General features: G+C 47.6%; 20 protein-coding genes, 2 tRNA genes and 1 pseudogene. 13 read left to right on the top strand and 10 right to left on the bottom strand.

Translation table 11 applies throughout. The annotated features are described in order from the left end of the window. Positions 1-26: 26 nt before the first annotated feature. From ACFPK9_RS10770 to ACFPK9_RS10760, 3 genes are read right to left on the bottom strand one after another with little or no spacing between them, the layout of a single operon-like run. Positions 27-389 (bottom strand): hypothetical protein, encoded by a 363-nt coding sequence (locus ACFPK9_RS10770; protein ID WP_377094883.1) that lies wholly within the window; start codon positions 387-389, stop codon positions 27-29. Positions 390-400: 11 nt separating this feature from the next. Next, positions 401-913 carry a chemotaxis protein CheX gene (locus tag ACFPK9_RS10765; RefSeq protein WP_377094882.1) on the bottom strand — a complete coding sequence of 171 codons (513 nt, stop codon included), beginning with the start codon at positions 911-913 and terminating at the stop codon, positions 401-403. Positions 914-917: 4 nt separating this feature from the next. After that, complete coding sequence (locus tag ACFPK9_RS10760) at positions 918-3,365, bottom strand: type IV pili methyl-accepting chemotaxis transducer N-terminal domain-containing protein (protein ID WP_377094881.1); 2,448 nt, start codon at positions 3,363-3,365, stop codon at positions 918-920. 234 nt (positions 3,366-3,599) lie between these two features. On the opposite strand from ACFPK9_RS10760, the gene metF reads away from it, so the two are divergent. Both metF and ACFPK9_RS10750 read left to right on the top strand, forming a co-directional pair. Beyond that, complete coding sequence (metF, locus tag ACFPK9_RS10755) at positions 3,600-4,502, top strand: methylenetetrahydrofolate reductase [NAD(P)H] (RefSeq protein ID WP_377094880.1); 903 nt, start codon at positions 3,600-3,602, stop codon at positions 4,500-4,502. A gap of 56 nt (positions 4,503-4,558) precedes the next feature. Next, positions 4,559-4,632: transfer RNA gene (locus tag ACFPK9_RS10750), tRNA-Gly, on the top strand. Positions 4,633-4,688: 56 nt separating this feature from the next. On the opposite strand, the gene ACFPK9_RS10745 is transcribed toward ACFPK9_RS10750, so the two are convergent. Further along, entirely contained in the window at positions 4,689-5,513 is an 825-nt protein-coding gene (locus ACFPK9_RS10745) for a sirohydrochlorin chelatase (RefSeq protein ID WP_377094879.1), read from the bottom strand. Between the two features lie 128 nt (positions 5,514-5,641). Between ACFPK9_RS10745 and ACFPK9_RS10740 the strand changes: the two genes are divergently transcribed. The 6 genes from ACFPK9_RS10740 (at position 5,642) to ACFPK9_RS10715 (ending at position 8,714) form a co-directional block, all read left to right on the top strand. After that, a tRNA-Ser gene (locus ACFPK9_RS10740) sits at positions 5,642-5,731 on the top strand. Positions 5,732-6,093: 362 nt separating this feature from the next. Then, positions 6,094-6,603 carry a hypothetical protein gene (locus ACFPK9_RS10735; protein ID WP_377094878.1) on the top strand — a complete coding sequence of 170 codons (510 nt, stop codon included), beginning with the start codon at positions 6,094-6,096 and terminating at the stop codon, positions 6,601-6,603. After that, positions 6,600-7,439 carry a RecB family exonuclease gene (locus ACFPK9_RS10730; protein WP_377094877.1) on the top strand — a complete coding sequence of 280 codons (840 nt, stop codon included), beginning with the start codon at positions 6,600-6,602 and terminating at the stop codon, positions 7,437-7,439. Before ACFPK9_RS10735 ends, ACFPK9_RS10730 begins: the two co-directional genes overlap by 4 nt. After that, positions 7,436-7,660 (top strand): hypothetical protein, encoded by a 225-nt coding sequence (locus ACFPK9_RS10725; RefSeq protein ID WP_377094876.1) that lies wholly within the window; start codon positions 7,436-7,438, stop codon positions 7,658-7,660. The genes ACFPK9_RS10730 and ACFPK9_RS10725 overlap by 4 nt, the downstream gene beginning before the upstream one ends. Continuing rightward, positions 7,653-7,814 carry a hypothetical protein gene (locus ACFPK9_RS10720; RefSeq protein ID WP_377094875.1) on the top strand — a complete coding sequence of 54 codons (162 nt, stop codon included), beginning with the start codon at positions 7,653-7,655 and terminating at the stop codon, positions 7,812-7,814. The genes ACFPK9_RS10725 and ACFPK9_RS10720 overlap by 8 nt, the downstream gene beginning before the upstream one ends. A gap of 126 nt (positions 7,815-7,940) precedes the next feature. After that, on the top strand, positions 7,941-8,714 hold the full coding sequence (locus ACFPK9_RS10715) for a DUF932 domain-containing protein (RefSeq protein WP_377094874.1): 774 nt from the start codon (positions 7,941-7,943) through the stop codon (positions 8,712-8,714). Positions 8,715-8,824: 110 nt separating this feature from the next. Here the strand turns inward: ACFPK9_RS10715 and ACFPK9_RS10710 are convergent, their stop codons facing one another. Beyond that, positions 8,825-9,619 (bottom strand): hypothetical protein, encoded by a 795-nt coding sequence (locus ACFPK9_RS10710; protein WP_377094873.1) that lies wholly within the window; start codon positions 9,617-9,619, stop codon positions 8,825-8,827. Positions 9,620-9,755: 136 nt separating this feature from the next. Between ACFPK9_RS10710 and ACFPK9_RS10705 the strand changes: the two genes are divergently transcribed. Continuing rightward, positions 9,756-10,622 (top strand): nuclease-related domain-containing protein, encoded by an 867-nt coding sequence (locus ACFPK9_RS10705; RefSeq protein WP_377094872.1) that lies wholly within the window; start codon positions 9,756-9,758, stop codon positions 10,620-10,622. Between the two features lie 17 nt (positions 10,623-10,639). Beyond that, a complete protein-coding gene (locus tag ACFPK9_RS10700) occupies positions 10,640-11,464 on the top strand; it encodes a hypothetical protein (RefSeq protein ID WP_377094871.1) in 825 nt (274 codons plus the stop codon). 16 nt (positions 11,465-11,480) lie between these two features. Here ACFPK9_RS10700 and ACFPK9_RS10695 read toward each other — a convergent pair whose 3' ends face one another. From ACFPK9_RS10695 to ACFPK9_RS10675, 5 genes and pseudogenes are all read right to left on the bottom strand, one after another. After that, a complete protein-coding gene (locus ACFPK9_RS10695; RefSeq protein WP_377094870.1) occupies positions 11,481-13,667 on the bottom strand; it encodes a hypothetical protein in 2,187 nt (728 codons plus the stop codon). After that, a complete protein-coding gene (locus ACFPK9_RS10690) occupies positions 13,664-14,746 on the bottom strand; it encodes a hypothetical protein (protein WP_377094869.1) in 1,083 nt (360 codons plus the stop codon). Before ACFPK9_RS10690 ends, ACFPK9_RS10695 begins: the two co-directional genes overlap by 4 nt. A gap of 719 nt (positions 14,747-15,465) precedes the next feature. Further along, positions 15,466-19,689, bottom strand: coding sequence for a sacsin N-terminal ATP-binding-like domain-containing protein (locus tag ACFPK9_RS10685; RefSeq protein WP_377094868.1), 4,224 nt, complete (start codon positions 19,687-19,689; stop codon positions 15,466-15,468). Positions 19,690-19,717: 28 nt separating this feature from the next. Continuing rightward, positions 19,718-23,515 (bottom strand): SIR2 family protein, encoded by a 3,798-nt coding sequence (locus tag ACFPK9_RS10680; protein ID WP_377094866.1) that lies wholly within the window; start codon positions 23,513-23,515, stop codon positions 19,718-19,720. A gap of 58 nt (positions 23,516-23,573) precedes the next feature. Then, positions 23,574-23,705 (bottom strand): annotated as a pseudogene (locus ACFPK9_RS10675) (type IIL restriction-modification enzyme MmeI); the annotation flags it as partial. 368 nt (positions 23,706-24,073) lie between these two features. On the opposite strand from ACFPK9_RS10675, the gene ACFPK9_RS10670 reads away from it, so the two are divergent. The 3 genes from ACFPK9_RS10670 to ACFPK9_RS10660 are packed head-to-tail and all read left to right on the top strand — an operon-like array spanning position 24,074 to position 25,189. Next, on the top strand, positions 24,074-24,469 hold the full coding sequence (locus tag ACFPK9_RS10670) for a hypothetical protein (protein ID WP_377094865.1): 396 nt from the start codon (positions 24,074-24,076) through the stop codon (positions 24,467-24,469). Positions 24,470-24,497: 28 nt separating this feature from the next. Continuing rightward, positions 24,498-24,707: a hypothetical protein gene (locus tag ACFPK9_RS10665; RefSeq protein ID WP_377094864.1), complete on the top strand. Its 210-nt coding sequence runs from the start codon at positions 24,498-24,500 to the stop codon at positions 24,705-24,707. 29 nt (positions 24,708-24,736) lie between these two features. Continuing rightward, positions 24,737-25,189 carry a hypothetical protein gene (locus tag ACFPK9_RS10660; protein ID WP_377094863.1) on the top strand — a complete coding sequence of 151 codons (453 nt, stop codon included), beginning with the start codon at positions 24,737-24,739 and terminating at the stop codon, positions 25,187-25,189. Positions 25,190-25,211 lie beyond the last annotated feature (22 nt).

Genomic DNA, 25,211 nt, shown 5'->3' with positions numbered 1-25,211 from the left:
CTCTCACGCCCATTCCATCCCCCCTACTATTCCACCTCAAAGCACACAAGTTCCTCCCTCTCGCCACCCTGATCACTAACCGCTAAAGACTTACTCTCGTAGAGTGTCAAGCCTCCCTTCATCCTCTCTTTCCATTCAATATAAGAAATATCTTCGACCTCTTCCACCACCGCACCATGCTCTATCAGTTCTGCTAACAATTCTGTAGCCACAGCTTCATCCACCCGCAAAAACTCCGCGACCTCTCGAATATTCATACCCGAGCCTCGCATCTCGTCTAACAAGCTCCAAAGTTCCGCTGGCAGACGCAACTCGTCTCTGAGCTCAGCCGACGCAAACCGATAACGCCTCAAAGCAATTGGCAAAATAATCCTTTCCAGTAATTTCATCGCGTACTCATTCACTTTCCACCTCCATTTTCAACTAAATCTCCACCCAAACTGAGAACCAGATGACTCCGGTAGCCAGCCCAATTCACAGGAAATATAATCCCGTGGCTAGCCTTCGGTCTTCGTAGTTTTTCCCCTTTCACTGTTGCCACCACTGGCACCGAAACGAGAAATGGCTCACACAGATAGTTCCTCACATTGCTTGCCACGATTTTCGTCATCACTCGCATGTAATCCTTTCGTCTTTCCTCTAGCTGTTCATCATCCTCTATTCTGTCAGACTGCGCTGCACCTTGACGTTGTAAAATGGCATCCACCATCTCCCGCGACATCGTAAAATGCACAGTACCCTTGCGCGCGCCTAACATAGCAATAATCCCAGTGTAATCATCGTGCTCAAATGTCTCAAAAAGATAAGGAGTCCCCACCTCTGGCTCTTGCTTGGTACTCGATTGGAAAAAGCTCCACACTGACCACACGAAGAAACGTACTGTATCCTCGTCCACCCCTCGTCTTACTCGCATTTCCCTAACTGCCATGCCCACTCCCTCCTTCGTTTTCTCCACTCAGAGCATGGGCGCACGCCTCAGCAGCGTAGTAGTCATCCATTCCACTCCCATCCACATTCTCCAAGTTCGCTGCTGGGATAAGGCAGTGAATTTGTAAATATTTTCCAGCGACGTAACTAATACTTACTTTCCCTCCAAACTGAGAAATCACCACATCTCTAACTATTCCCATGCCAGCACCATGCCCAGCATACTCACTCGCCCCCCATTGCATTGAAAAATTCGGCTTAAACACCAAACTCGCAATCTCTGCCTTAGTCATTTTCTCAGCTTCATGCACACCGATAATCCCATGTGACAGCGCTTTATCCTTAATCGCCTCAATATCCATTCCGGCGCCGTCATCCCTAAATGTCAATGCATAGCACGGGCAACCCAGCACATTTTCAACACTTTCGCTTTTAATACAGTGCAGCACTATGCTCCCCTCCGCAAGTTTTCCTCTCTCACTTCGCTCACGAGGTGGCTCAATCCCATGCACCAGAGAATTGCAAACAACTTGGATCATCACGTCCTTTAGCGCTCGAAACGCCTTACTAGACATCGCATCCATCTCTAAACGTGATCGTACATACACTTCCTTGCCCAAATCACTCGCCAATTTACCAGCAAATCGACTGAGCTCTTCAGCCAAGCCCACGGACGCTGACTTACTCGCTTCGAGCGCCCTCCCAGTCGCATGCTCTTTGAGCACACTTTGAGTCAACTCCCGGTAATCACTCAGACGATCACGCAAAGCCGTCAGCTGCACTAGCGCACCTAAAAACTCATCTCCACGTACCTCTGACCGATTCCGCAAATGTGTAAGCGTAGCTTCCATTTCCAAGGCTACTTCCACTATGCTCTCAAGGCCTAACAGCACAGCCCCCCCCCTGATCTTATAGACCAACTTAAAAGCCTTCTCCACCAATTCTGCAACAGGAACACCATCCCCTTCAAAATCAGCATCGCGACTACGCAACAAGCCATTTATCTCTTCTACCACATGCTCGGTCTCACTCAGATACTGCTCAAACTCCTTCGAATCACACTGCACCACTTCTAGTAATAAATCCGTTTTACGCTCCTGATCCGCACTTGCCCGTTTCAGTTCATTCTCCAAAGCAGTAGTCTCCGTCACATCCGTAATAGTGATCAACACCGCGATGATCGAATTTCCTTCGAAAATACGTTCAAACTCAAAACTCAGGTGCTTACTAACAAACCCATCCTCGTCCCACTTCAAGGTGATTTCGATCTTCTTAAGCGGGTTGTACTTTTTCAGCTGCCTAGTGCTCGTTTTTGTCTGGAAATGTAACTTCAAAAAACGCTCAAGCGTCATGAGGTCTCGCTCTGAAATTAAGGGCTGCATCAATTCCAAAAATGAAATCCCTGAGAGGCGTTTAGTCTCAAAAATAGAGTATGTCGCCGCCGAAATTCGACGTCCAATCTTAAATTCTGGGTCTATCAGACACAAGCCGTGATCCACCGTGTTAAAGATCGTGTCAGACTCCTCCTTTAGGCGATTCAAGTCCACAGTAAGCTTCTCTTGCTCAGAAGCACGTTGTTGCGCCTCATCACTCGAGCGCCTCAACGACTCCAAAGTTCCTTCAAGCATCTTATTCGTTTCAAAGATTTCCTCCTTTGCTGCTTCTAACTCCTCATTTGTTCCAACCAACTCCGCATTCTTTGCCACCAAATCATCTGAAAATAGCTTTAGCTTCCGGTCGCGCTTCTTCAGTAAACCTACGGAATACAAGATCACATACGCAAAATTTCCTACCACCAACAACAATGCACCCGCCATCACCCACTGCAAGATATCAGACTTCGACTCAGCCTTATTCTCTAAACCAACCGTCAGCTGATTCATCAACTCTAACAAGCTGAGATTTGTCTCTGACATCTGATTTCTAGCCGCTTCCACAGCTTCTACGTCCAGTGTTCCCAAATCATTATTAGCAACCTTAAACACAGCTCCAGAAACCTCATCCCATAGGCGACTTGCTTCTTCTACCGCCCCTAACAAATGCACATCCTCGATCTTCTCTAAATATACCAAACCGCCATCAGCCCCTGTAGTACTCCCACCATTTCGAAATGCCAATAGAGTGTCATTGAATAAGCCTGACGATAAGCTCAGCTCCTCTTGAAACCCCTTAGCATCTTCTATGTCTCCAGCCATCAACGACGACTGCACAGCCGCCACAGATTTAGTCATCTGCTGTGACAACATGCGCTGCCTCCCAGCCAGATTGATCCCAGCCGAATCATCTTTTAGCGAATTTGAAATGACCATATTCGCCACTAACATCCCCGTCATAAGCACCACAAAGAGTACTCCGGAAAACTGAATCCCCCGATAACTCTGCAAATCCAGGAATCCCCTCCCCTTCTTCATCGTTTCTTGGAGCGCTACCTTTTTCATCTTCTTAACCATTCGTCAAACGAAGACACATCTTCCAGAGCATACCCGACAACCATGCACACTTTCCAAAGCCTTCATAATTAAATGTAAAGCAGTTGGCATACCTCTCAAACCAACCACCTCCTCATTTTTTTTCATCTCAAACATGACCCACCCTCATCCCTCTCCTCACCATTCAGCTTCCGACCTTTTTGCTTTGCTTCCCCTGCCAAATGTTTCACAACTGCCCCGCCCATGCACATTTCCGATATTCTAGCCCAAGACGGCCCGTCTCTCTCCTTCGAATTCTTCCCACCAAGAACTCAGGAATCCTTCGACGCGCTTTATGAAGTCATCGCTGAGCTCGAGCCCTACAATCCATCTTTCGTCTCCGTCACCTACGGAGCTGGAGGCACTACGCGCGATCTCACCCACGACCTCGTTGTTAGAATTAAGGAATCAACCGGCATTTCGCCAGTTCCCCATCTCACCTGCATCGGCCACACCGAAGAAGAAATCGACGCCATCCTCACTCGCTACGCAGAAGCTGGAGTTTCCAACATCCTCGCCCTCCGCGGTGATCCCCCACGAGATAACCCAAACTACGATCGCAGCAACGACGATTTCAAATTCGCCGCAGACCTAGTCCGCTTCATCAAAAAATTTAACGCATCCGGCCGCCACCCCGACCCACGTGGTTTCGGCATCGGTGTCGCAGGCTTCCCAGAAGGCCACCCAACCACTCCCAACCGAGTGCTCGAAATGGAATACCTCAAAGAAAAAGTCGACGCCGGAGCAGACTACATCGTCACTCAACTCTTCTTCGACAACCACGACTTTTTCGACTATCGCGAACGCTGCGCCATTGCTGGAATTCACATTCCTATCATTGCCGGAATCATGCCAGTCACCTCCCTCAAAGGAATGCGCCGCATGGCCGAGCTCGCGGAAGGTGCACGCTACCCAGCTAAACTCCTCCACGCACTCGAACGCGCCAATGGCGACGAAGCAGCTGTAGAACGCATTGGTATTCATTATGCTGCGCAACAATGCAGTGAACTACTTTCAAACAATGTCGCGGGAATCCATTTCTACACCTTGAATAAATCCAAAGCCACACGTGAAATTTATGCAAGTTTAGGCTTGAGCAATTCCTAGCTCTCTTCTAATACTCCCCCCACATCAGCGGCAACGTTGATCTCCAACAGCAAAAAGCGGGTATAGCATAGTGGTAATGCTCCAGCCTTCCAAGCTGATTAGGAGGGTTCGATTCCCTCTACCCGCTCCAGCTGATAAAAAGATAGCCGCATCCTCACACGATGCGGCTTTTTTGTATCCAGCTATTTACTCCCCTCTGAAACGATCTGCCAACACCTCGACCAAGGCACCAGCTTCACTCCCCACCAGTGCCGTCATCGCAGTTTCCAGAGCAGGATTCTCTTTCTGCGCCTCAGCACAAATCCCCGCCACATCCCCATTCGCACCCGCATGCCTTCCTGGCCCAGCAAACAGCATCGACACGATAACCCGCTCAGAAAAACCGGCTTGCCCGAGTAGATTCTCTAAGAGCGGCTCATTAAAATCGTACTCAGCGCCCTCCCGGCGCTCCATCGAGCAAGCTCGCACACAACTGATCTCATTTTTTAAAATCTCATTAAGCTGACTCGCCACCAGCTCACGCACCTCATTCACCGCCTTCGCTGGCGTACCGTGGTCACACATCGCAACCGCCGGTTTCTCCCAACCCAACTCATCAATCGTATCACGCACGAGCTTAGCCACTATCTCAGCTACCCGAAAATCACCCTCGCGCACTAAAGTCGCCGCAATCTCCACCTCCAATTCGGCCCATCCTTCATTCCGCAAATCCTCAACCCGCTTCGGCAAATAATCCACCAGCGCGCCACTAGGACCAAAGAACAAAGGAACCACTTTGTATCGATTCACTCCCAACTCCCGCTGAGCTCTCAAAAATGGCACAAAAGTCTGCGCCTTCACTCCACCTAGCTCCTCAGGATTCACCTTGCTCGAATGCAATAAAGAAACTGCATGCACCTCCTTCCCAATACACCGAGAAAGCCCCACTGCCAGCTCCCTCAACTGCAAGGTCGCGGCAGCCCTCAATGAGCCATTATCAAGTAGAAGAATTGATTCAGAAATACCAGCCATGCAAACATCTACCCCCCCATCCTCACACCGTCAAAAGCCAATAGACATTTTTGCAAAAAAAGAATTGCCACCAACCAAATCTCCCAGTAGCGTCCGCCCACCTCGCAAGGGGTGACCACAGGATATCAGGATCGGTGCCAGAGTGGTCGAATGGGCTCGCCTGGAAAGCGTGTGTGGCGGGAACGTCACCGTGGGTTCGAATCCCACCCGATCCGCCATCTGAATAAAGCTCGCACAGTCAACGACTTGCGAGCTTTTTCAATTTTAAGAATCCCGCCATTAATACACATACTAATACACCGCTCGTAGATTATCTTTATCGTTCGCATACGTTCGCGCACATATGTAACCCCTCCAAAAATTAGTACTATCGTATATGAACCTGAGACCTTTGATAGTTCACACAGCATTATCGCAATTCCGGGTCTCTCAGTGTTATAAATAAGTGATAGAGACGGATACCTACATGCCGTCCAAAACTTGCTGAGGTTCCCCCCACTTCAGCGCATGCGTAAGACACCGCAGTCCACCTCACCCGTGGCTGCGGTGTTTTGCGTTCAACCACTAATACATATACGTTATGGCCATTACCCTTAAATCCGACTACCGCAAGACCCTCGGTCTACCCGGTTATTCGAGTCACAGCTTCTCGGCTGCTATTGAAGTCGAGCTTAGTTCAGCCGATGATATCCCCGCTGAGATTCATCGCCTTTATCAAACACTTCAGCAGAACGTGGATACCCAGATCCAAGACCCTGGCTTCGTTCCACCCGGTGACTACGGCATGGAGCCAGCTGCTCCAACAGTCAGCAGCACTCCACCGCCCCAGAGGCAGACACAACCACGAGCGACCAACTATCAGCAATCTGCCCCAAAACCTCAGGCATGGAAGTGCTCAGAGAAGCAACGGAAACTGATCGATAAGCTCATCACTGAGTCAAAGTTCACGCTGAGCGCTGTAGAGTCTGTAGCTCAACATCGCTTCAATAAGGCCCCCGGTGCTCTGAACAAATTAGAGGCATCTGGATTGATCGATCTCATGATTAATCAGCCAGACATTTTCACCTTCGAATCAGGACTACGCTCATGATCTGTATTCCGAAGATGAAAGCCAAGGAAGCCGAGCCGACCTACATACTCCGTGGACAAGATGGTCCATTGGAGTACATCTCGGCCTCGCGCCTCAACTGCTGGATGGGCTGTCGTAGGAAGTTCTACTTCCGCTATGTCCTGAAGTTGCCCACATGCACATCCCCGGCACTTCATGTCGGTAAGTCCGTGCATAATGCACTGCAGGACTGGAACCATGGCCGCTGGGCTGCGAAGCCACTTGCCAGAGAAGAGCTACAGAAGCGCTTCTATGCCCACTGGGATAGTGAGCTTAAAGACAATCCTGTGACGTGGAAGACGGAACAGGATGAGATCGATCAATGCCAGCATTCGTGGAAGGTCCAAGAAACCTATCTCGACTCCAATAGCATTCCCCAAGAGGAAGCGCTCGAGGGAGTCGAGGTTCGGATCGAAGCTGAACTCGATGACCTACCGCCATTGCTAGGGATCGTTGATCTCGTCCGTGAAGGTGGTCGCATTGTCGACTTCAAGACAGCCGCGAAGACACCTAACGAGGAGACTGCTGCCTTCACGCATAGCACTCAGCTTTCTCTCTACGCTTTGCTGTACCGCGAAGCTACTGGGAAGGAAGAAAGTGGCATGGAGCTTCACCACCTCATCAAGACGAAGCAGCCAAAGGTTCTCGTCCAGAAATTAAAGCCCGTGACTGATAGGAAGATCACGGAGCTCAACGATACGCTTCACCGCTATGTTGACTCCGTTATCGATGAAGACTGGACACCCAGCCCGAACTTTATGTGCGGCAGCTGTGAGTTCTTCGAGCAATGTAAGCAATGGAAAGGAGCAGTGGCATGAAGTCATTACTCATCATATTGAGCCTTGCGATTACTCTGATGCTTCCCAGCTGTGATTCAGAGAGGAAGCCGAAGAAGCCAGAGCAGACCGTGGTCATAGAAGCAGCCGACTACAAACCAGTAGGTGAAGGCGTAAAGTTTCTCGGCCTCGCCCTACTTGGATCGACAATCGCCATCTGCATTACGGCACTGATGTATCAGGAAGGAGATAAAAATGATTAAGAACCTCCTACTCTACATCCACGTTCTCGCGTGCATCGTCTCCGCTGGGCTCACACTATGGCTACTCAACGACCTCTGGTCAGTACTCGCAGCCATGAGTCTCGGCGTAACGCTCACTTACTATTTCACCAAAGGTAAGAAGAGTAAACGCTGAGACCTCCATCAAGGACTCACACCGATGTGACGTCCTTTTCTAACCAATACTACTAACACGACGAACGAAGAGCCGCTGTTCCATCCCGGAGCTGCGGTTCTTCGCGTTCAACCCATTACTAAAATTATGATCAATACACTCGACGTAGAGGCTGTTCCTGCACCTCGAAACAACAACCTCTTGCTCCATTGCGGAGCGAACACCGTGGAACGCCGTGAGGTGTACCGTACTCCTAGTCCCGACTCTACAGCTACGTGGTTCCCTATGCCACACCGCCACTTGCTAGAAGAAGTAGAAAGCCAACTCTGGGACAGTGGCCTTGAGATCAAATCCGAGACCCATGCACTTAGTCACGAAGGTGATCGCTACTTCGGTATCATCGAAGTCTGCAAACATGGTCTCGATCACGATGACTACAGCTGGATCATTGGCATCAGGAACTCGCACGACAAAACCTACCCTGCTGGCCTCGTCGCAGGCACAAGGGTCTTCGTCTGCGATAATTTGGCATTCTCAGGCATGGTTAAGATCCAGCGCAAGCACACACGCTTCGCAGCTCGCGACCTACGCCACCTCACGAACCGAGCTATAGGGAAGCTAAGCAACAGACTTCAGCGACTCGATGAACGGATCGATAGGTACAAGAACGCCCGCGTCACAGACGTCATGGCTCATGACATGATCGTCAGAGCAGTAGATGCCAAGGCGCTCACCAATAGCCAGATCCCTGAAGTAGTCGAGCAGTGGAGGAAGCCATCACACGATTGCTTTAAGCGGCGTAACGCATGGAGTCTCTTCAATGCCTTCACCGAAGCCACGAAGAAGCTCAACCCAGCACTACAAGTCCAGCGCGGAGAAGCCCTTCAAGGTCTCTTCGACGCTAAGTATGCGCTCTGCTGATTGATCCCATAGTGGACGGTCTAGCAGAGTCTATCAAAACGCCCACACTTACCATGTGCGCGTTTTTTTAGCTATGACAACAGGCTAGAGAGAAAAACATTACTCCACCCCTATCTATGACATTCTATCACATGGGGTAGGTGCTCTCGAATCAGTTTGTTTAGCTCGATAACGTCCTCATTTGTAGCCATAGGGTGAGCTTTAATCCCATACACCAGTCTCTCTATATCGACGATGACTCTCCGTCCAAAATCTTCAGGACCATCCCTGCTGACCCTCCGCCCTACAGCCTCCATACCCAAGTCAATTAATAGTCTATACTCCTGTTCAAATCGAAAAGCTTCATCCTTATAGAAAAAGAGGTCTCTCTCAAATAGTTCTGTTCGTGGATCATCGGAAGCAACATATCTTACTGGAGACATGATCACTTTTTCATGCAACGAAGCTGTCAATTTTTCTGCTGTAGTAATTAGAAGCATAGAACTTGTACTCGAGGTGTAGGCTTCCCACATTTCTTGCGACTCATCTTCATTAATATGCCAACAATTGACGAACGTCGCAGCTTTAGCGGTGTCTCGGTACTCTAATTCCCTCTCATAAGCGTCAGCTGAATAAGAGATGACTGAATCCTGAGACACGTCGGACGTTGATGTGCGATACACAGACTTCTCAGACAAAGTCCCTTCCAAAGGATCTTCAAACTTATCAGCCCTACTAAAATACAAACTCTTTGTTTCAAGAAGATCCTTAAACTTCCACAGATCCATATATCTGAGCAATGGTTGAGAGGGGTGAACCTCTCCGCGTACGACATCCTCTAAATACACAGGAGTGGGTGTAGTCATAACCTCTCCAGTAGCTCGATTCACCATGGCTCTATATCCTACAATTGGGGTATTATTCATTACCGTTATTTTAGAAGAGCTCGTCACAGGCGTCTACATGAAACAGCTGTTCACGCGAACAACTTAATACAATCTACAATCAAAGCCACATAGCCCTGACTTGCATATCCCCACCTAACAAGCTAGCTATCCATTCATGTCTGATCGTGCTTTTTATGCCGTACTCATTGCAGTCATCCCGTGGGCTCTGTACTTTGGCATTCTTTGGCTACAGTTCCGCAAGAGACGATTACTGAGCCGCTATCCCCTGACTGCCATTCCTCGTCCACCGGGCTATAGCCTTCAGCAGAAGCTTTCCCAATTTAACGAAGACCTCTCCGTGTATTCTGCCGTACTGGTAGCCTCTGGGACTGTGGCAGGCCTTCTCTATTGGATAGGTATCAATATCATGACGGCACTCGTAATCAGTATAGCGGGCTCTACCGTTGCCATTATTCAACTCTGCAGAGTCCTCCCCAAGTATGCAAATTACAAGCTAGGCCTAATGGGCGAGCAAGCAGTTGGCTCCATCCTCAATACGCTCGCGCATGATACAATTCAGGTACACCATGATTACCAAGTTGCAGAGCCCGGGCAGAAGCCTTGGAATATCGACCACATCGTTCTAACGAGTGAAGGTGTATTTCTCATAGAAACGAAGACACGTCGAAAGCTCAAAGAGAAGAATGCCGAGGGCAAAGACGGCTACCGAGTTGAGTACGACGGGACCACCCTCCATTTCCCATTCGGATCTGACCACTTCGGACTCAGGCAAGCCAAACGTAACGCCGAATGGCTCAGCAAATCTCTCTCCAGCGCCGTTGGTGTGCACATTCCTGTGAGCCCAATTCTTACTCTACCAGGATGGATGGTGGAGCGCAAAGGTCGCGGTGACGTCCACGTGATGAATGAGAAGGAGCTACTCAGCTACTTCAAGAGACCAAAACCACTTATCACCCCTAAGCTACAACAACAAATCAACCATCAGCTAAAACAGCACTGCATGGTGGATCTCACAAAATAACATAGGTAATAGACAACATGATGGACGGCATCTGGGACGATGGAGAATGGATTAGCTGGGGTGAAATCAATCAGCATATCTATGAACAAGAGAAGCGTGACGAACTCAAGCAGAGAGGCATCACGGACGAGAAATACCTCCGAGAGGAAATGGCCAGAGATGGCGATGAAACAACACTCGTCGAAGAGCTCTTACACGCTTCAGTACAATACCATAAGGTGCACAAGCGTTACCTAGCTCCATACAGTTTCTTCAAGAAACATGTCGATGCGCTATGTTTAGACCCCGAAGAGTTAGAAGACGTAATGAGTGATGAACATTCTGAATCTGAGTACTCCTCGCCTGATTACTTCTTCGCTAGAGATGTAGAGCGTTACAAAAAAGGAGAGCTCATCCATACAAGAAGCACCCCCCCGATATCACACGGATGGCTTCTATCCTTTGCTGAACGTTACTATCAAGAATACAGCCAGCACTTACCTATCTATGGTGAAATTGGGGAGCGGTATGCAGCAGACCGTTTCGGCTTCACTCAAAACCCCGCTCTAGCTCAAGGCTCTGATGGCCGCATGAAAAAACCGGAAAGTGATCACACCAAGGCTTCAGTACTAATAGAAGTGAAAACAATCACCCCCATAAAAAAAGAACCTTACATCACCGTTAAGCGTGCAGGTAACTGGGGAGTCTTAGCAATCGTTAAAATTGACGAGAATATGCGTATTGAGGGCAAGCTCATCAAGCGCTCACTCCTCCTCAAAGGTCAGGATGACTACATCCGAGTGCACTGGGATGATTACACTTCAGACCACCTTGAGCTATCGCCAGAATATCAGATAATTTGAACTCTGAAGCATATAATTAAACTGAGACAGCCTTTCTCCATTGGTCTGCATGCGTCTTTAATTTTTTACAATAATCGCGCCATTTTTCATCACTAAGAAGGGAATGGAAGAAACATGCTTTTTTCCTCTGGTACGCTTTAATTTGTATAACAACATTAGCATCCAGAGACTTTGCTATCTCCACACGTGCAGCAACCGCTTTGGTACAGAGCCCCAGTACCCGATCTGGCGCATCCTCAAACATCTCATGAACTGTTCTTGAGGTCTCCTTTTCGTGTAAACTAGGTAAGTATTCACAGACAGTCAGGCTCAGAAGCTTCTCAATTTCTTGATAATATTCAGCTAATTGCGTTCGAATACTTTTCCATTCATCTACGCTCAATACAGTTAAACCTTCCTTGGCTAAACCTCCCTTAGCTCGCTCAATCTGGTCTACAAGAAGCAGAATCAAAGTCTCCATTACTTGCAGGTAATTGGAGACACTGAGAAGTTTACCGTTCTCTACATGTTGCGAGAGACGGCTGCGATGGCGACGAACAAAAGTTACTACAGCTTCATGGAAGCACGTAAACTGAATAAGACCACGTTCTCCTAGATCTCCGAAACCTGCAGGAGGGCCATCATATGAAGAATCACGTCTAGCAGCACTCAAGCTGCGGTGTGTCAAATTAATGGGTATATTGCAGTTATTAAGGAAGTTTTTCAGTGATAATTCATCATCCCATTCATAAAGCTCATGCAACACGCCCATGAAGCGTTGGGGACTTTCTGTAGCTTCTCTGAGACGCCTGCTTTGCCTAGCCCCCTGACCTGTTCTGGGATCAAATATGGCAGCAACTAAAACAGGATTACTCACCTTTACCGAAGCATCCCTTGTAGCCACAAGCTGAGCCACAGTAGAAGCCCCTACCATTCTTTTCACCCAATTCGAAGGAAGCTTAACTTGGAGCTCTCCTGAATGAGACTCTTCAATAGAAAAATCTCTGGGAGCTACATTTGCTTGAGAGAGACGGCATGAGAGGCTCATTACTTTTTCTTCAGTGGATAGTCTAAGAATGTCACCTTCTAACCTAACCTCCATGAGTACAACTTCATACTTCCTAGAAGAATTAACAGGCTCCCCCTCGACTCCTGACTGAGCTACAAGCTGATCCGGGTGGGTAACTTCCTTACCGTTACTCAATGGATCTAGGATTCCCATGGGGTTCAATATATGAGTTGGCTGAGGAGGGTAGAGCAACATCACTTCAACGTTGCCAGCATTAGCGCGTCTCAATAAGGCAGCAGTACTAAAGTTTGCACTACCAATCGCTAATGTGGTTTGACCGTCAGCTGACAACGCATAGCCTTTTGCATGAAGCGGCTGACGATGCTCAGCGTCTCCATATTTACAGTGATAGATGCTAAGACTCTTATTGTGTGCATAAGGATACTTTAGCCAATCAGGAGATAGCCCTCCGCGTTTAGGTTCAGTGTATACATTCACTTTCGGCTGCCCCAAGTTCTTGCAGACGGAGTCGAGTATCTGAGGTTTCTTATCGAAAAAACGTGAGACTAAGCTGAGCTCGTCTACTGATCCGAGTCCTTTAACGATCTGCGGCCACAGTGCTTCATCCAGATTATGAAGAAGAGAAGGTATCGTCTCCGGAGCAGATTTATCGAGAGGCGAAGTTAGCCATGGTGTATCCCTACGCACTTCATCAACATTCGAGCTCCCGTCCTTACTTGGCCATTGCTGAATAAGACTTTCAAAAAACTGAAAGGCTGACTGAAACAAGGCAAGAGCCTCTTCCTTTTTACCCACTTCGAACTCAAAAACAGAAACCAACTCAGCATTACCTCCGAGCCCATCCTGGGTGAAATTCGCACTACCTATGATCAGTAGACCACGCTTCTCTGAGGTAAATAAGAACACCTTAGGATGAAACACTCCTGGAACAGATACAGGCTGCAATAAGTAACGTCGGTTAGCCAGTTTTGGCACCCAGTCTTTATCTTGAGCTGTGCACTCGATAACCTCTTCATACTGCCCTCTATCCAAAAATACTGTAATACCACCTTTGCCTTGGAGGGCCTTGAATCGCTCAAGCATGTATTCTTCAAAGAACCGTGGACTAAAGGTAAAGGTCGATACCAGCGCGTGGTCGTACACATAGCTCTTAAGGAGCTTATGCAAATCACAATCTATTCGTGCATCTTTCATGAGCGTGCGGTGATAACCTCTGTTAGAACTCGGTAGCCCTCTGCCGTGAGCTTCAGGACCTCATGGGGACCTCCATCCTCCAATAAGCATAGATCCTGCAAAATTGTTGCTACCTGCGGATGACGGGTGGATCGAAAATTCGGTTTTAGGTCTTGAACTCTGATGAAACATCCCCCGAGCACTTCAAACCATGCTGCATCAAGTTTACCTTTATTAAGGTAGATCTCATTGTGTCGTGATTGAAAGTCTCGCACTAAGCCCTCCAGTGCAGAGGACCAATTGGGTTTCTCATCAAGCCATTGGTCCCCCCACTCAAATGCAGTACCAATACACCATTCGCGGTTAGCACGTACCAGCACATTAAGGAGTGCTGGATCATCACTATCTCTCCATTTGGCATACAGCTGAGCCCAGATCGTAAAAGCGCGACCGAGTCGAGTCACTGGAGTCTTAGAACTCTCAACCTTTGAATGTTGATAATATACCTGAGCCTCACTCAGCGGATGGTCACACGAAAAATGTTGCTGCACTTGTCTCGGTGAATCTCCCGCTCCAAAAAAGTCGAGCAAGTCTGCAGGACCATCTATTTTACACTCCATCACTCGTTCAAGCTCTTCAACAAAATCGGACTCGAGCATTAACTCAACCAATCTAGCCATAGTAACCCCTTCTGGTTGATTCCCCATAGCGTCGATCATTGCCTGGAGAAATTGCTCCGTGGCGTAGAGATAAAATTGATGGAGACTAAACTGTCGCCAATACATTTGAGTGTCTTCAAAGCAAGGATGAGAATGATACTTCCGGGAAGCTCCACCCTCTATATATAGCTCTCCATAATAGTGAGGCCAGAAGATACAAGATTGATCAATATCCTTTCTAGCCGGCACTGAATCAACCTCCTCATAAGCAGCCAGCACATGGAGCACTAGCCCGAGAGTTGCCTGACGATGACTCTTCGGGGTAGTCACATCTTCATCATCAAGGTCGAAGAAAATGCCAGTTAGTATATCACGCTCGGGCTTAGCCTCAGGTTCACGAAGCCCATCTAGACTAAAACATCTAGAAGACTCACTGAGCACAGAGGGCTGAACTCTCTGTGTACACACGTGTCCACTCTGGACATAAGATGTTCCACTAATTGCATTAGCAAAAGCCTCGGCTAACTTGCTCCCCCTACCAGGTTGAACCTTCCATGTATCTCCCTCTGACCACTGAATCAACCCTAGTTGGTCGATTGCACTACCATATGCTTGGCTGAATGCCCCTCTCGGGCTTGAAGGTAGGACTGGAAAAGTTACATCAACCAGCTCCTCTGAGGTGGGATCAGGAAGCCTCGTATTTACTTTATCTATGCCAGAGATTGTTAAGTCCGTGGAGCGCCCTAGACGAGAGCATATTGTGAAAGTGGTATCTATACAACGGAGTCTCTCATCAAAACCCTGTTTTTCATTATCAGAAACTTGATGGCACGTTCGAACAGCCCATGTATAGAACGAAAAGTAGCGAGCTCTGGGCGTAGTGGTGATTATCGATGGAAGCAAGAACCCGGTAAATTCATCTGACACACGGGACAAGCCCAGTGGATCTCGCCCACTTCCTTCCATCGCTACGCGCCGGGTCCATTGAGGTAAATATAAGTTCATGCTTCTATTACTGCCCTCTGCGCTGATCTACTTCCCTTAGTCGCTCCCTTGTAATAGATAACCAGACAACGACACTCTCCACTCTCTCCAGCATATTAATGCTCAGAGTCAACCAAGCCATTCTAGCCGAGTAATCTGGATTCAAGCTCATATCATCACACATTGATGTTAGATTCTTTCTCGGAAGCTTTATTACTAATCAAATGCACCACAACTTCCTTTGTATGATTAGGTTGGATCACGGCTTTATATGACACAGCAGGCCTCTTACTGAGTGGGTTATTCAAAATAGTAAGCTTAAACACCTTATTCTTATCAGGGCTAATTCTATAAAGATAATACTTAACACCAGTCTCTTTGGCACATTGAAGTTCATTTCCTTCTAACTCGATAGCAGCACCGGGACTACGGCGTCCTTTCACTTCGATAAATCTATCGATCAGGCTCATCTCTCTCTCTAAGCGCCCCTCTATCGTAGTTCCCTTTTCGAAAGCACTACGCTTCTCAAGCGTGTCGAAGCTGAATATATCACAGCGAGCACCATTATAACCTTTGATGCTACCTACCCGGAGAGGGAACCTACCCTGCTGTTTCTCGAAAGATTCGGCCATTTTTTCACATTCCTCTCCATCCATAGCTTCACCTGACCTTCTTGAACCTCCTCCTGCAGAGCCTCCCCCTACTTCACCAACCACCAGAGCTCGTTCAGAAGAAGAGGTGATCACATGCTTTCCGTCTTCTACTTGAATAGGTCCAGCTGCGGGGTAAACTATCTCGCTGTTATGGATTATCCCTCCGAAATCTTCTGAGTCGCCATCTAACGTTTCAGTAGACTCATCAACCACGCTCTCTTCGAGATCAATTACATCACTCACCCCCTTTGGTGCTTCTTGAGGCAGTGGCATAGGTTTAAAGACCGCCAGATCAGCATCTGAAACAGGCTGAAAATCCTCACCTATCATTTTCCGTAGAAGCGCGTCTCTGTACTCGGGGGCACATTTATATATGCTGGCGTATGCATCCCCTGAAGTGAGATCAAATAGTCGAGCTACCTCCCCTCCTATAGCTTCAGCTAACAAATCCTTGGGAAGGAACCCAAATGACCCATCAGCAACCTTTACAAAAATACAGCCAGAGTCAGTAACAGCGGACCAAGGATCAACCTCAAACACGTGTTCCTTTCCAGCTATACTAAGCTTCAGAGTTAGTTCATTACATACCTTTAGTTCTACAGCATCTAAGTCTCTCAACTTCTCTGCCTTAACAACCTGAGATTGACGAAGCTGCTTCAACCAAGGCTTCACATCTTCAAAGTATAAAGCCTCAGATTCACTATCTACCGACAACGTGTAGCTAGCTAGTGATTGACGCATAGAAGATTTAGTCAAATTCTCAACACCAAAGAGCTTCTTTACTTTTTGACCACCTACACGAGCGGGTAGATCAACTACAGCAACATCTTTAAGCATCGATCGGGGCACTACCTCTGAATCGATGTGTACCAAATCTTTCACCCTCATGTAGCTACTTTCCCCACTAACACTAGCCCACATTACTCCTTCATCGAGGAACTTCTGATACTCACATCCATGGTATCCATAGAGGTTTCCTTCACTCTCTAGAAACCATCGATACACAGACTTAGCAGCTTTACCGTCCAATGAAAGATCGGGTAAACGGTTCATCAAACCATACACCTCATCTCTGCTCAGACTATCGAGCCCCGGACTTACCCCTACCCTTTCCCAAGCATGCCGGAGTCTCTCAAATTCGAGTAACCCAAGCTCTTCTTTCTCTGATTTTTCAAAGTCACAAGGTTTAGGAAACAGAGCCTCAACCACTTTGGTTGGCAGCATCACATCTCTCGGTTTAGATTTCTCCCCATGAGAACTTGGTAACCAATCTGTATTGGCAATCATCCAAATGATAGCTGAAGGCATTAACTGAGAGCAACGTCTTTCATTATGTGCTCTGTAAGGTTTCGCCGTTAGCTTACAATGCTCAGAATGAGACTCTCTCCATCCTTCAAACCGATGATCTATTGCCGCCCATGACAATATCGCTAGAGGTGGAGCCATAGATAAAATATCTGAGAGCCCATCTACCATTACTACATCTCGCACCCTAGCAGTTTCGACATCACTGGAAGTCGAGTATGAAACATCCCCGAATAACGCCGGGTATGATATTACCGAACAAACATAGTCTTTAAATCCTGCCACCGAGGTCCCGAGCTTATCAACAATCTGTCTCGGCATGTCAGCCACACCAAGCCAGACTAAAAAGCTAACAACCTTCTCACTATTACAAGGCAACCCCAAATGCTCGCGATCAGCTATCAGCTTATCGTTCGCCCAATCACCATACAACCCCTCCAGCATACGCCCCTTGAGACCGTACTCTCGACTTAAATACAAGAGACCAGCTGGAACATACTCTCCATCTTTATTAGGAAGCTTAATGCTCAGGTCTTTGGGCAGTCCAACAACGCTATCATCTTCCCACTCATCATAGAGCTGATAGATCCATGCCACTAACTCTCTCCAGACGAGCCCCTCACGTAGGGCGGCTACCTCTATCACTTCTTTCGCTGAGACTACAAGTCTGCGAATCACACTTACATTTGAGAACTCTTCTGCCCCAAATTGCTTCAGTTTCTTCTGGAGATCCCGCACATCCTTCGGGTGAAGAACTCTCTCCAGTTCACGTTTTAGCTCAGGTTCAATGAAAGTAACATTTGTCCACGAAGGCAAGGAATCCATGACCTTAACCTCGGACAAGAAGGTCCTACTTCCCTCAGACACAGGAGTCCCTGTGTGATCGAGTAGCAGTTGAGAAAAGGCAAATTTATCTTCCAACTTTGCTTCTACTATTCCTCGGATAAGACGAACTCGAGCCTCTAGCCCCAAATAAACCTTACCACATCTCTCGACGAATGCGTCTGATTCCAGCTTAGCTAGTTCTAGAGAATTTATAAATGAGATATACCTCTGTTCCTCGGGACTATTCACTATATCACCAAAGGCTTTTACTGGGAGCCAACTATCTGAAGCTTGCTCAACGTGCCACACCTCACTCGACTTTCTTAACGTTCCATCCAAGCAAGGTAGTATGCGCCTTTTCTTAGCCTGCTCTATGATAAGTACTCCAAACCCAACATCAGCTAGCTCTCTTGGATAAGGCAGACCTCGCTTAGGAGCTAATTTATCGATGGCACTCCAAGGGCTCTCAGTACTACTCTGTAGTTCAGCAACAGAGACAAGCTTCACTGCTAAATCTCGAAGTATGTGAGCATTAATCTCACCCCGGGTAGGGCGCTTCCGGTTCTCTTCGAGTCTCAGGGTCGCATGACACACCACAGGTAAAGGCACCTCAACCTCTGTTGGGAAAAAGGAGTACAGTGGGTATGCTTCCTTTTTTGAGCTACCCTCCATCGGAACAGCAATGGTTATCTGATAGCTTTGAGCGCCTGCTTCACCATCTTCTAACAAATCGACAGGAACACGCTCATCACTGTAATCGTAAATCTTCCAGTCCCCTTTAAACTCACCGTCCTCTAGCAAATGGTATCGGCCAGCTTGAAGCTCTTTCCGACTCCAAACTTTAACAGGATCATCACCTCTCTGAATCTCGACCTGAGCGAGAGAATGCACAAAGAGTAGAATCTCATAGGGAAGTTCATCGAGCTGTTGCTCAGCATGCTTGTAAGCCCCTTTTTTTGAAAAGGGCATGCCCACAACCGTATCAAACCCTTCGCTCCGCAACTGCTCACTATGTTCATAGATCTTGCGTTGGAGCTCACAGTTCAACTGATGCTCAATATTCTGGGTATCTGAATACGCCGGGAAAGCGAGAAGAGGACAGACTACATCTGTTGTGTCGCCACGCTCTTTATTTACTGCTTCAGCTAACGAACCGGACTTACCCATCATCTTATGCAGAACCTTCTCACTGTGAGTTGGATCAAACACCAAGCGTAACGAACCGCTATTGATAATAGGAGTTCTTGACCAGTTAAGAATAGATCTGAAGCCTAAACCTTTCTCTCCTACCCTAACACCACTTTCTCTTTTTTTCGGGCTAAGATTCGCAGTCTGTAGTGATTTTATCCCCCCCTTTGAGAAGGGCACTCCAGTGTTAGCTATCAATAGCCCATGATCCAGAAGACAGATTCTTACTCGCCCGTTCCCACCTATTGCCGCAGCTGCATCACCAGCATTTTGTAACATCTCAAGGAGCTCTCGCCCCTCATAGTCATGTTTAACTTGGAGCTCTTGACGATAATCCGCAATCAAGCGATCCCCGTCTCTCAGCAGATATTCCTCACATCGCAGCTGCTCTTGCTCTTCCAACCAAGTTACCCATTCTGTCGCATTCATAATACCGGTATCAAAATTGCTCACTCTGCTATCCCCTTCGCTCCACGAGATCACTCAGTCGCCTAAATGCTGCACTTCTGCGATTAGAGGCAGGTATTTCGCTTATTATCTTAGATAGCTCACTTGGTATATAGTGAACATCATCTGCTATGGTAGCATCTAACAAAGCTATCACATTCCCTGGATGACGTTTGTGTAGATTAGATTCATAGATCTCATCACATAAATGATCAGGCCACCCCATCGGCTTAATCCACTCCTTTACTTCGGCCCAGGCCTCGTCGAACGCATCTCCAGCATTCACACAGATTTCGGCAAAGAACCCTCCTACATCCTCAGTCTTCTTCTCCTCATCCTTGGGCCATATATCTCTAATGAAAGGTTTAACAGTATTGCGCCAGTAATCAGCTCTCTTCTCCCCCACTCCCTTGAGCCGGGTAGATATGGATGCGGCCGCAAAACGTAATTGATAGAGGCTCAAGCTCTCGAAAATCGATCTTAAGTCCTCGTTAGTAAACGTCGCATACCGCGTAAGACCAAGGTATGTCACAACATCGGCAAACTGCTTTGCATTTGTATCCTCATTATTAAATCTACCCGAAGTAGCAATCAAATGCTCTTTAAGGTCAGCTACCAGTCCGGGTGATATGCGAGGCGACATTAAATAGCCACTCCAGGCTGCAATTGCCAGCTCTTCATGATTATCCCAATCAAACGCTACAATGACATGATCACGAGTCCATCCAGGATCAACTCGATACAAGAATTCAACATACTTAGACAAAATTAATATGCCATAGCTGTAGATAGGTTGCTCAAACGAACAGATCTGAGTAAACAGCTCTCGTACGTTACCCTCAAGTTTTCTATCTGTAGAAGAAGACTGATTCCACCACCAGAGGAATATTCCTTCGGCAACATCACCAATAGGATGATTAATAGCAGCCATTGCATGATCTGAACTTACAGGTTCTTCGTCATACACCCTGTGAACAATATCTTCACCTAGCTTGTAGACGAGATCATCCTGTCTACGTAACCTCTCTCCCCTTTTAGCAGTCAGATTTCCTACCTTGCATAAGGCATCTGCAACAGCTCTATGAATATCCTCCCTCTGTTCATAACTTAAGCGTAGGATAAAAGTCGCAGCGTAATTCCATGAAAGCTCCAACAATGTTTCTCTCGCACTCCATGCTCGTATACACTCGTTCACTCTATCAGGTAGCCAGACTTCCTTCTCAAAAATTAACTCGTTTAAAGCTTTAGCTGGTTCCTTAAACTTACGCCGACAGAGATCACTCCACTCACTCCTACCAAAACGGTCCACCTCTTTATTCTTGATCAACCACTCAACATAGTCATCCCCCATTGTTCTACAAGAAGCTGAGAGTTCTAGCTCAGCCTCTCCCATTTCCATAAAGCTAGTAAACTCCTCGCTTTGGTTCTCAGATAACCCTACATCAGGATGGGCAGCTTGATATTCATCCATATATTCTGCAGCATTTTCACCTAGTTCCCAACCTCCCTCGCGGAGTTTAGCTAACCTTAGCCAAATTTTATACGAACGCTTCCTCACTAAGTCTTCTTCAGTCTCGCCTTCATAGATCAACTCTTCAGCTGGCGCATTGAGAATCTCCTGCTCAAGACTACGCTTCAGAGCTGGTTCGACATCAGCTCCGATCACCACTAACAACCGCATCAACTCTCGACGATATGCATCATCCCATAAATACACTTCGGCAGAAGAAAGTAGGAATTCTATACGCTCATTACTTGATAAGATCTGCTCTTGGGCAGCCGCGAACATAGCCAGCCTTTTCAACATAATCGCAGTGCTATTGCTCCATTGGCTAATATAACCCCTAGCTATTACCTCATCCACCTGAAGTAGCGACGACCATGCATCTCTAGCCCAGCGAACGAGAGGTTGCCAGTTCTGCGTGTATTTACCCTGACTAGAATCAGAAATAGATGGCACCTCAAAAGATAAATACCATTTAGCTCCATCTTCACCATACAATTTGAGATGCAACTCTTCAGCTTCTATGACCATAGCGACGAAGTCATTTAGAAATACATGCAAGTCGTTGCCCCATCTCTCTGAATGTCTCTTCCTAGAGTTAAACTGAGAGTATACACGCTCACCTACAGCAAAAACACTGTAACGAAATATCGAATGAATACGTTCTTCTTCAGAACCATCTCCTTCACGCCCCGAGTATGCCTCTTCGATTATTATCTTAGGAAAAATACGCTCCCTAAGTTCATTTCTCAGCCCTCCTGTAGGGCCAAACATATCCAACTTAGAAAACCATTCATATACCCATCCATAATGTTGAAATTCTGAATAGTTCAGAAGTAGATACATCCAAGCCTCTCGCATGAGAGGTGTAGGAATAGCATCGGGAGCACCACCTAACATCTTCTGTAAAGCCTCTTCATCCCCGTCTTTTTCTGCCTTAGAGATCCTTTCTATCCTGCGCCAAATTTGATTGCGAAACTCACCATGTAGGACGCCCCCCTTCTTTGCTAACCATAATATGAGGTGAGGATTATTCAGATGCCTTAGCAGCCATCTCCCAATTTGAAACATAACATCGTCCCAACCCGACCGCTCATGATTTTGCCTAGTTAAGCTCATGTATGGGGCCTTCTTCCACGGTGTAGGCCGATCTATCATACTGAACTTATTATCCGTCTTTTTAGTAGAAGGTTCGTGGACGCCATATCGGCTTAGTTCATCTGTACCGAATAAAGGCTCAGAGAACACCTTCAACCATTCGAATGGAGGCACTGGGTTATGCTCTGCGAATGTACGAGCTGCTACGGAGTCAGTCATCGCCCACAGTACTCTACTTACAGTGAAGTCATCTCGCGTGATTGCTGTTGGTAGTTTTGAAGCCTCGTTAGCTATAATGCTAGATTTACCACCTGCACCTGTCGAATAAACCTTCGCCCACTCTATCATCGTCTGATGAAGGGCAGAATGCCCAACTTTCCCGGGTAGTACTTCATACAACACTGGTGTGACTCCTTTGGTCCGCCACTGAGCATCTGCATCTTTGGAGTCTCCTTCGTAACCCGCAAATGCATACGCTTCTGGCGTTTGCTCTCCTAGCAAAGCATCTGCCGATATTGCATCCATCATGTAGCGTAAGACCGGGTCGTCTATGCTATACCCAACAAAACAAACTGTATAATTACGAAGTAACTCGCTCACAAACCTCGCAGCCCACCTTTCATAGAGATAAGCCTTACCAAAGTCTCCACTCGTGACTACTAAGCGGTTGAGCTCTTCTAATGACGGCTCTTTTTTAGCTAAAAGCCCATGCAGGTACACGACACCATTCCACATGCTTTTCTTAGGAATAGGAAGATATGGCGCAGGGCAACTAGGCACTTCTAGTTTCTCTTTTTTGATAACTTGCTCAAAGATTCTATCAAAATTTGTAGTAACTAGCCGAGTCTTCCCCTCAGCGTCACAAGCTAGCTTGAGTAGCGCTGAATGCGTATCTTTAGCACCATCCTTTCCCCATCGCGGTTCGAGACTACTAGCCAACGCTCTGCGAACCCGTTCTCGATCACCCAGTCGACGCTCAAGCAGATCCAAAGTTTCATCGTATCTCCACTTTTTGAGAGCCGCCTTCTCCACAACACTCTTATTTGTTCCAGAGAGTTTGTAGATCTTTTCAACTAACCCTTCGAAGTCCGGCAAGCCTGCTGGATACGATATACCAGCGCCACAAAAGAAAACAACCTTCCCCTCCTCATGCGCTTCTAACAAGCGCTCAGGAATATCAGGACCATTAGTAACAAACGCCGGCATCTCTCTACCCCTTCACCACCTGTGCCTTCTCCGGGTCGTAACGGTACTCAGTTATCGTCCCCTTACGCAGCTTCTTGATCGTAACAGGCTTATTCCCGAAGGCTTCTAGAAATTGAAACGGAAAGTTCTCAGCATCGAACGGCTCTAGCGCCAGACTTGATACAGCTTCTTCAATCTCTACAGCATTCATATAATCTCTCAGGGGAATCAGGATCGAACCATCCGATCCATCTCACACAGGCAATAGGTCTAGCATTCCTACCTAACACGTCGAGCGGGAAATCAGGTCAAAACTCGGAAGTATTTCCTCACAGATTCAGGCACCCTCACTACAGCTTCACGATCATCACGCATGCCTAACCCCTACCCTCCACCATGGGACAATGGCAGGTATAAGCTCAAAAATCGTGGTACTTCAGATCTCCTCTCATTAAAAATATCACTAAAACGGCACTCTAAACGTTAAAGTGCCGTTTTGAAATTACAAGCAGCTTAGTCCTCCGGGAAACCCCTGCATAGAACGGTGTCGTCATGAACGAACACCAATCACGAACCGACATGGACCAGAGCACGCCATCCCAGACTGAGAGCAATGCCCAGGTCCTCATCACCCTCAAAGCGATCCTTCAGCAACTCACCTCCAAGGACACACCTACGAAGGAAGCGGTAACCCCTACCCACGTATCTGTGAGCACAGCTCCACCGTGTGAAGCACTGGAAGATATCGAAACACCAGAGGAGGCATCCTCTCCTAAGCTCCAGGACCTCCCTGAGTGGATCTCTGTAGATCTTGGCTGTGAAGCCACATCCATCGGCAAGACCCGCATGTACGACCTCCTCAACAATGGAGACGTCCACTCTATCCTTATCCGCAACAAGGGCTGCATCCGTGGCATGCGTCGCATCCACACGCCTAGCCTCATCGAATTCATGGAGAACCAGCCATCCAAGTAACCCTCTTTTTTTAGCCCAGACATGAACTATGACAGCACATACACGAGCTCCGCCGGAGCAAACTTGGCCCTTCGCCAGAGCGAAGGGATTCAACACTCTTGGAACCAAACATCCACAAGAACAAGCGACGCGTTCCCTCGAAAGAACCAACTGGAAGGTTGGCTCGGGGATGAGGGCGTACAGGGCGTATCACACGACCTGTACGAAGACTACTGGTGCGTGGGTCGTCAGCCCCTAAAGGCAGACATTCCCACCAACAAGGTGACAATGTTGAAGGACTTCCCGCTTCCTCACGAAAATATTGGAAAACGTGAGGGGGTAGCCGGGAAGCGTGCGCATGTAGCTGAAATATCCTACATGACGCCTCAGAGCAGAGAAGGAGTACGTACAGGAACATCTTCAAAAAGGCCTCGTAACACTATTAATTTGCGATCAGAGCTCCTAGAGCTCACCAGCACCTCCTCCGGGATACTGGAGGTGATCACCCTGGTACTTGATCGTCGGGGCGGTGATGACATCCTCCCTCTGCGTAATACACCAGCAGTAAACACGGTAACCCCCGTCCGTTACTCGTCAGCGAGAGTGCACAAAGCACTGGATAACGGGGAGTCAGGTCCGACAACCAAGCCAATGCCTCAGTGTAATGCTGCGGATACGCCAAATGCAGTCGGCCTCGGACACGTAACGAAGAAAGGAGGGAAGCTACGTCTTCTCAACTAACGCCGAGCAATTCGGAGTGGGA

This window comes from Rubritalea spongiae (assembly GCF_042652385.1).
GTDB lineage: Bacteria > Verrucomicrobiota > Verrucomicrobiia > Verrucomicrobiales > Akkermansiaceae > Rubritalea > Rubritalea spongiae.
The sequence above is the reverse complement of the archived record's forward strand: the minus strand, read 5'-3'. Positions and strand labels throughout refer to the sequence as shown.

Coding starts and splice junctions, on each gene's coding strand:
- ACFPK9_RS10660 (WP_377094863.1), top strand. CDS start 24,737: ATGTTGAAGGACTTCCCGCTTCCTCACGAAAATATTGGAAAACGTGAG.
- ACFPK9_RS10760 (WP_377094881.1), bottom strand. CDS start 3,365: ATGAAAAAGGTAGCGCTCCAAGAAACGATGAAGAAGGGGAGGGGATTC.
- ACFPK9_RS10725 (WP_377094876.1), top strand. CDS start 7,436: ATGAAGTCATTACTCATCATATTGAGCCTTGCGATTACTCTGATGCTT.
- ACFPK9_RS10665 (WP_377094864.1), top strand. CDS start 24,498: ATGACAGCACATACACGAGCTCCGCCGGAGCAAACTTGGCCCTTCGCC.
- ACFPK9_RS10765 (WP_377094882.1), bottom strand. CDS start 913: ATGCGAGTAAGACGAGGGGTGGACGAGGATACAGTACGTTTCTTCGTG.
- ACFPK9_RS10670 (WP_377094865.1), top strand. CDS start 24,074: ATGGACCAGAGCACGCCATCCCAGACTGAGAGCAATGCCCAGGTCCTC.
- ACFPK9_RS10685 (WP_377094868.1), bottom strand. CDS start 19,689: ATGAATGCGACAGAATGGGTAACTTGGTTGGAAGAGCAAGAGCAGCTG.
- ACFPK9_RS10700 (WP_377094871.1), top strand. CDS start 10,640: ATGATGGACGGCATCTGGGACGATGGAGAATGGATTAGCTGGGGTGAA.
- ACFPK9_RS10705 (WP_377094872.1), top strand. CDS start 9,756: ATGTCTGATCGTGCTTTTTATGCCGTACTCATTGCAGTCATCCCGTGG.
- ACFPK9_RS10745 (WP_377094879.1), bottom strand. CDS start 5,513: ATGGCTGGTATTTCTGAATCAATTCTTCTACTTGATAATGGCTCATTG.
- ACFPK9_RS10710 (WP_377094873.1), bottom strand. CDS start 9,619: ATGAATAATACCCCAATTGTAGGATATAGAGCCATGGTGAATCGAGCT.
- ACFPK9_RS10730 (WP_377094877.1), top strand. CDS start 6,600: ATGATCTGTATTCCGAAGATGAAAGCCAAGGAAGCCGAGCCGACCTAC.
- ACFPK9_RS10695 (WP_377094870.1), bottom strand. CDS start 13,667: ATGAAAGATGCACGAATAGATTGTGATTTGCATAAGCTCCTTAAGAGC.
- ACFPK9_RS10720 (WP_377094875.1), top strand. CDS start 7,653: ATGATTAAGAACCTCCTACTCTACATCCACGTTCTCGCGTGCATCGTC.
- ACFPK9_RS10770 (WP_377094883.1), bottom strand. CDS start 389: ATGAAATTACTGGAAAGGATTATTTTGCCAATTGCTTTGAGGCGTTAT.
- ACFPK9_RS10735 (WP_377094878.1), top strand. CDS start 6,094: ATGGCCATTACCCTTAAATCCGACTACCGCAAGACCCTCGGTCTACCC.
- ACFPK9_RS10715 (WP_377094874.1), top strand. CDS start 7,941: ATGATCAATACACTCGACGTAGAGGCTGTTCCTGCACCTCGAAACAAC.
- metF (WP_377094880.1), top strand. CDS start 3,600: ATGCACATTTCCGATATTCTAGCCCAAGACGGCCCGTCTCTCTCCTTC.
- ACFPK9_RS10680 (WP_377094866.1), bottom strand. CDS start 23,515: ATGCCGGCGTTTGTTACTAATGGTCCTGATATTCCTGAGCGCTTGTTA.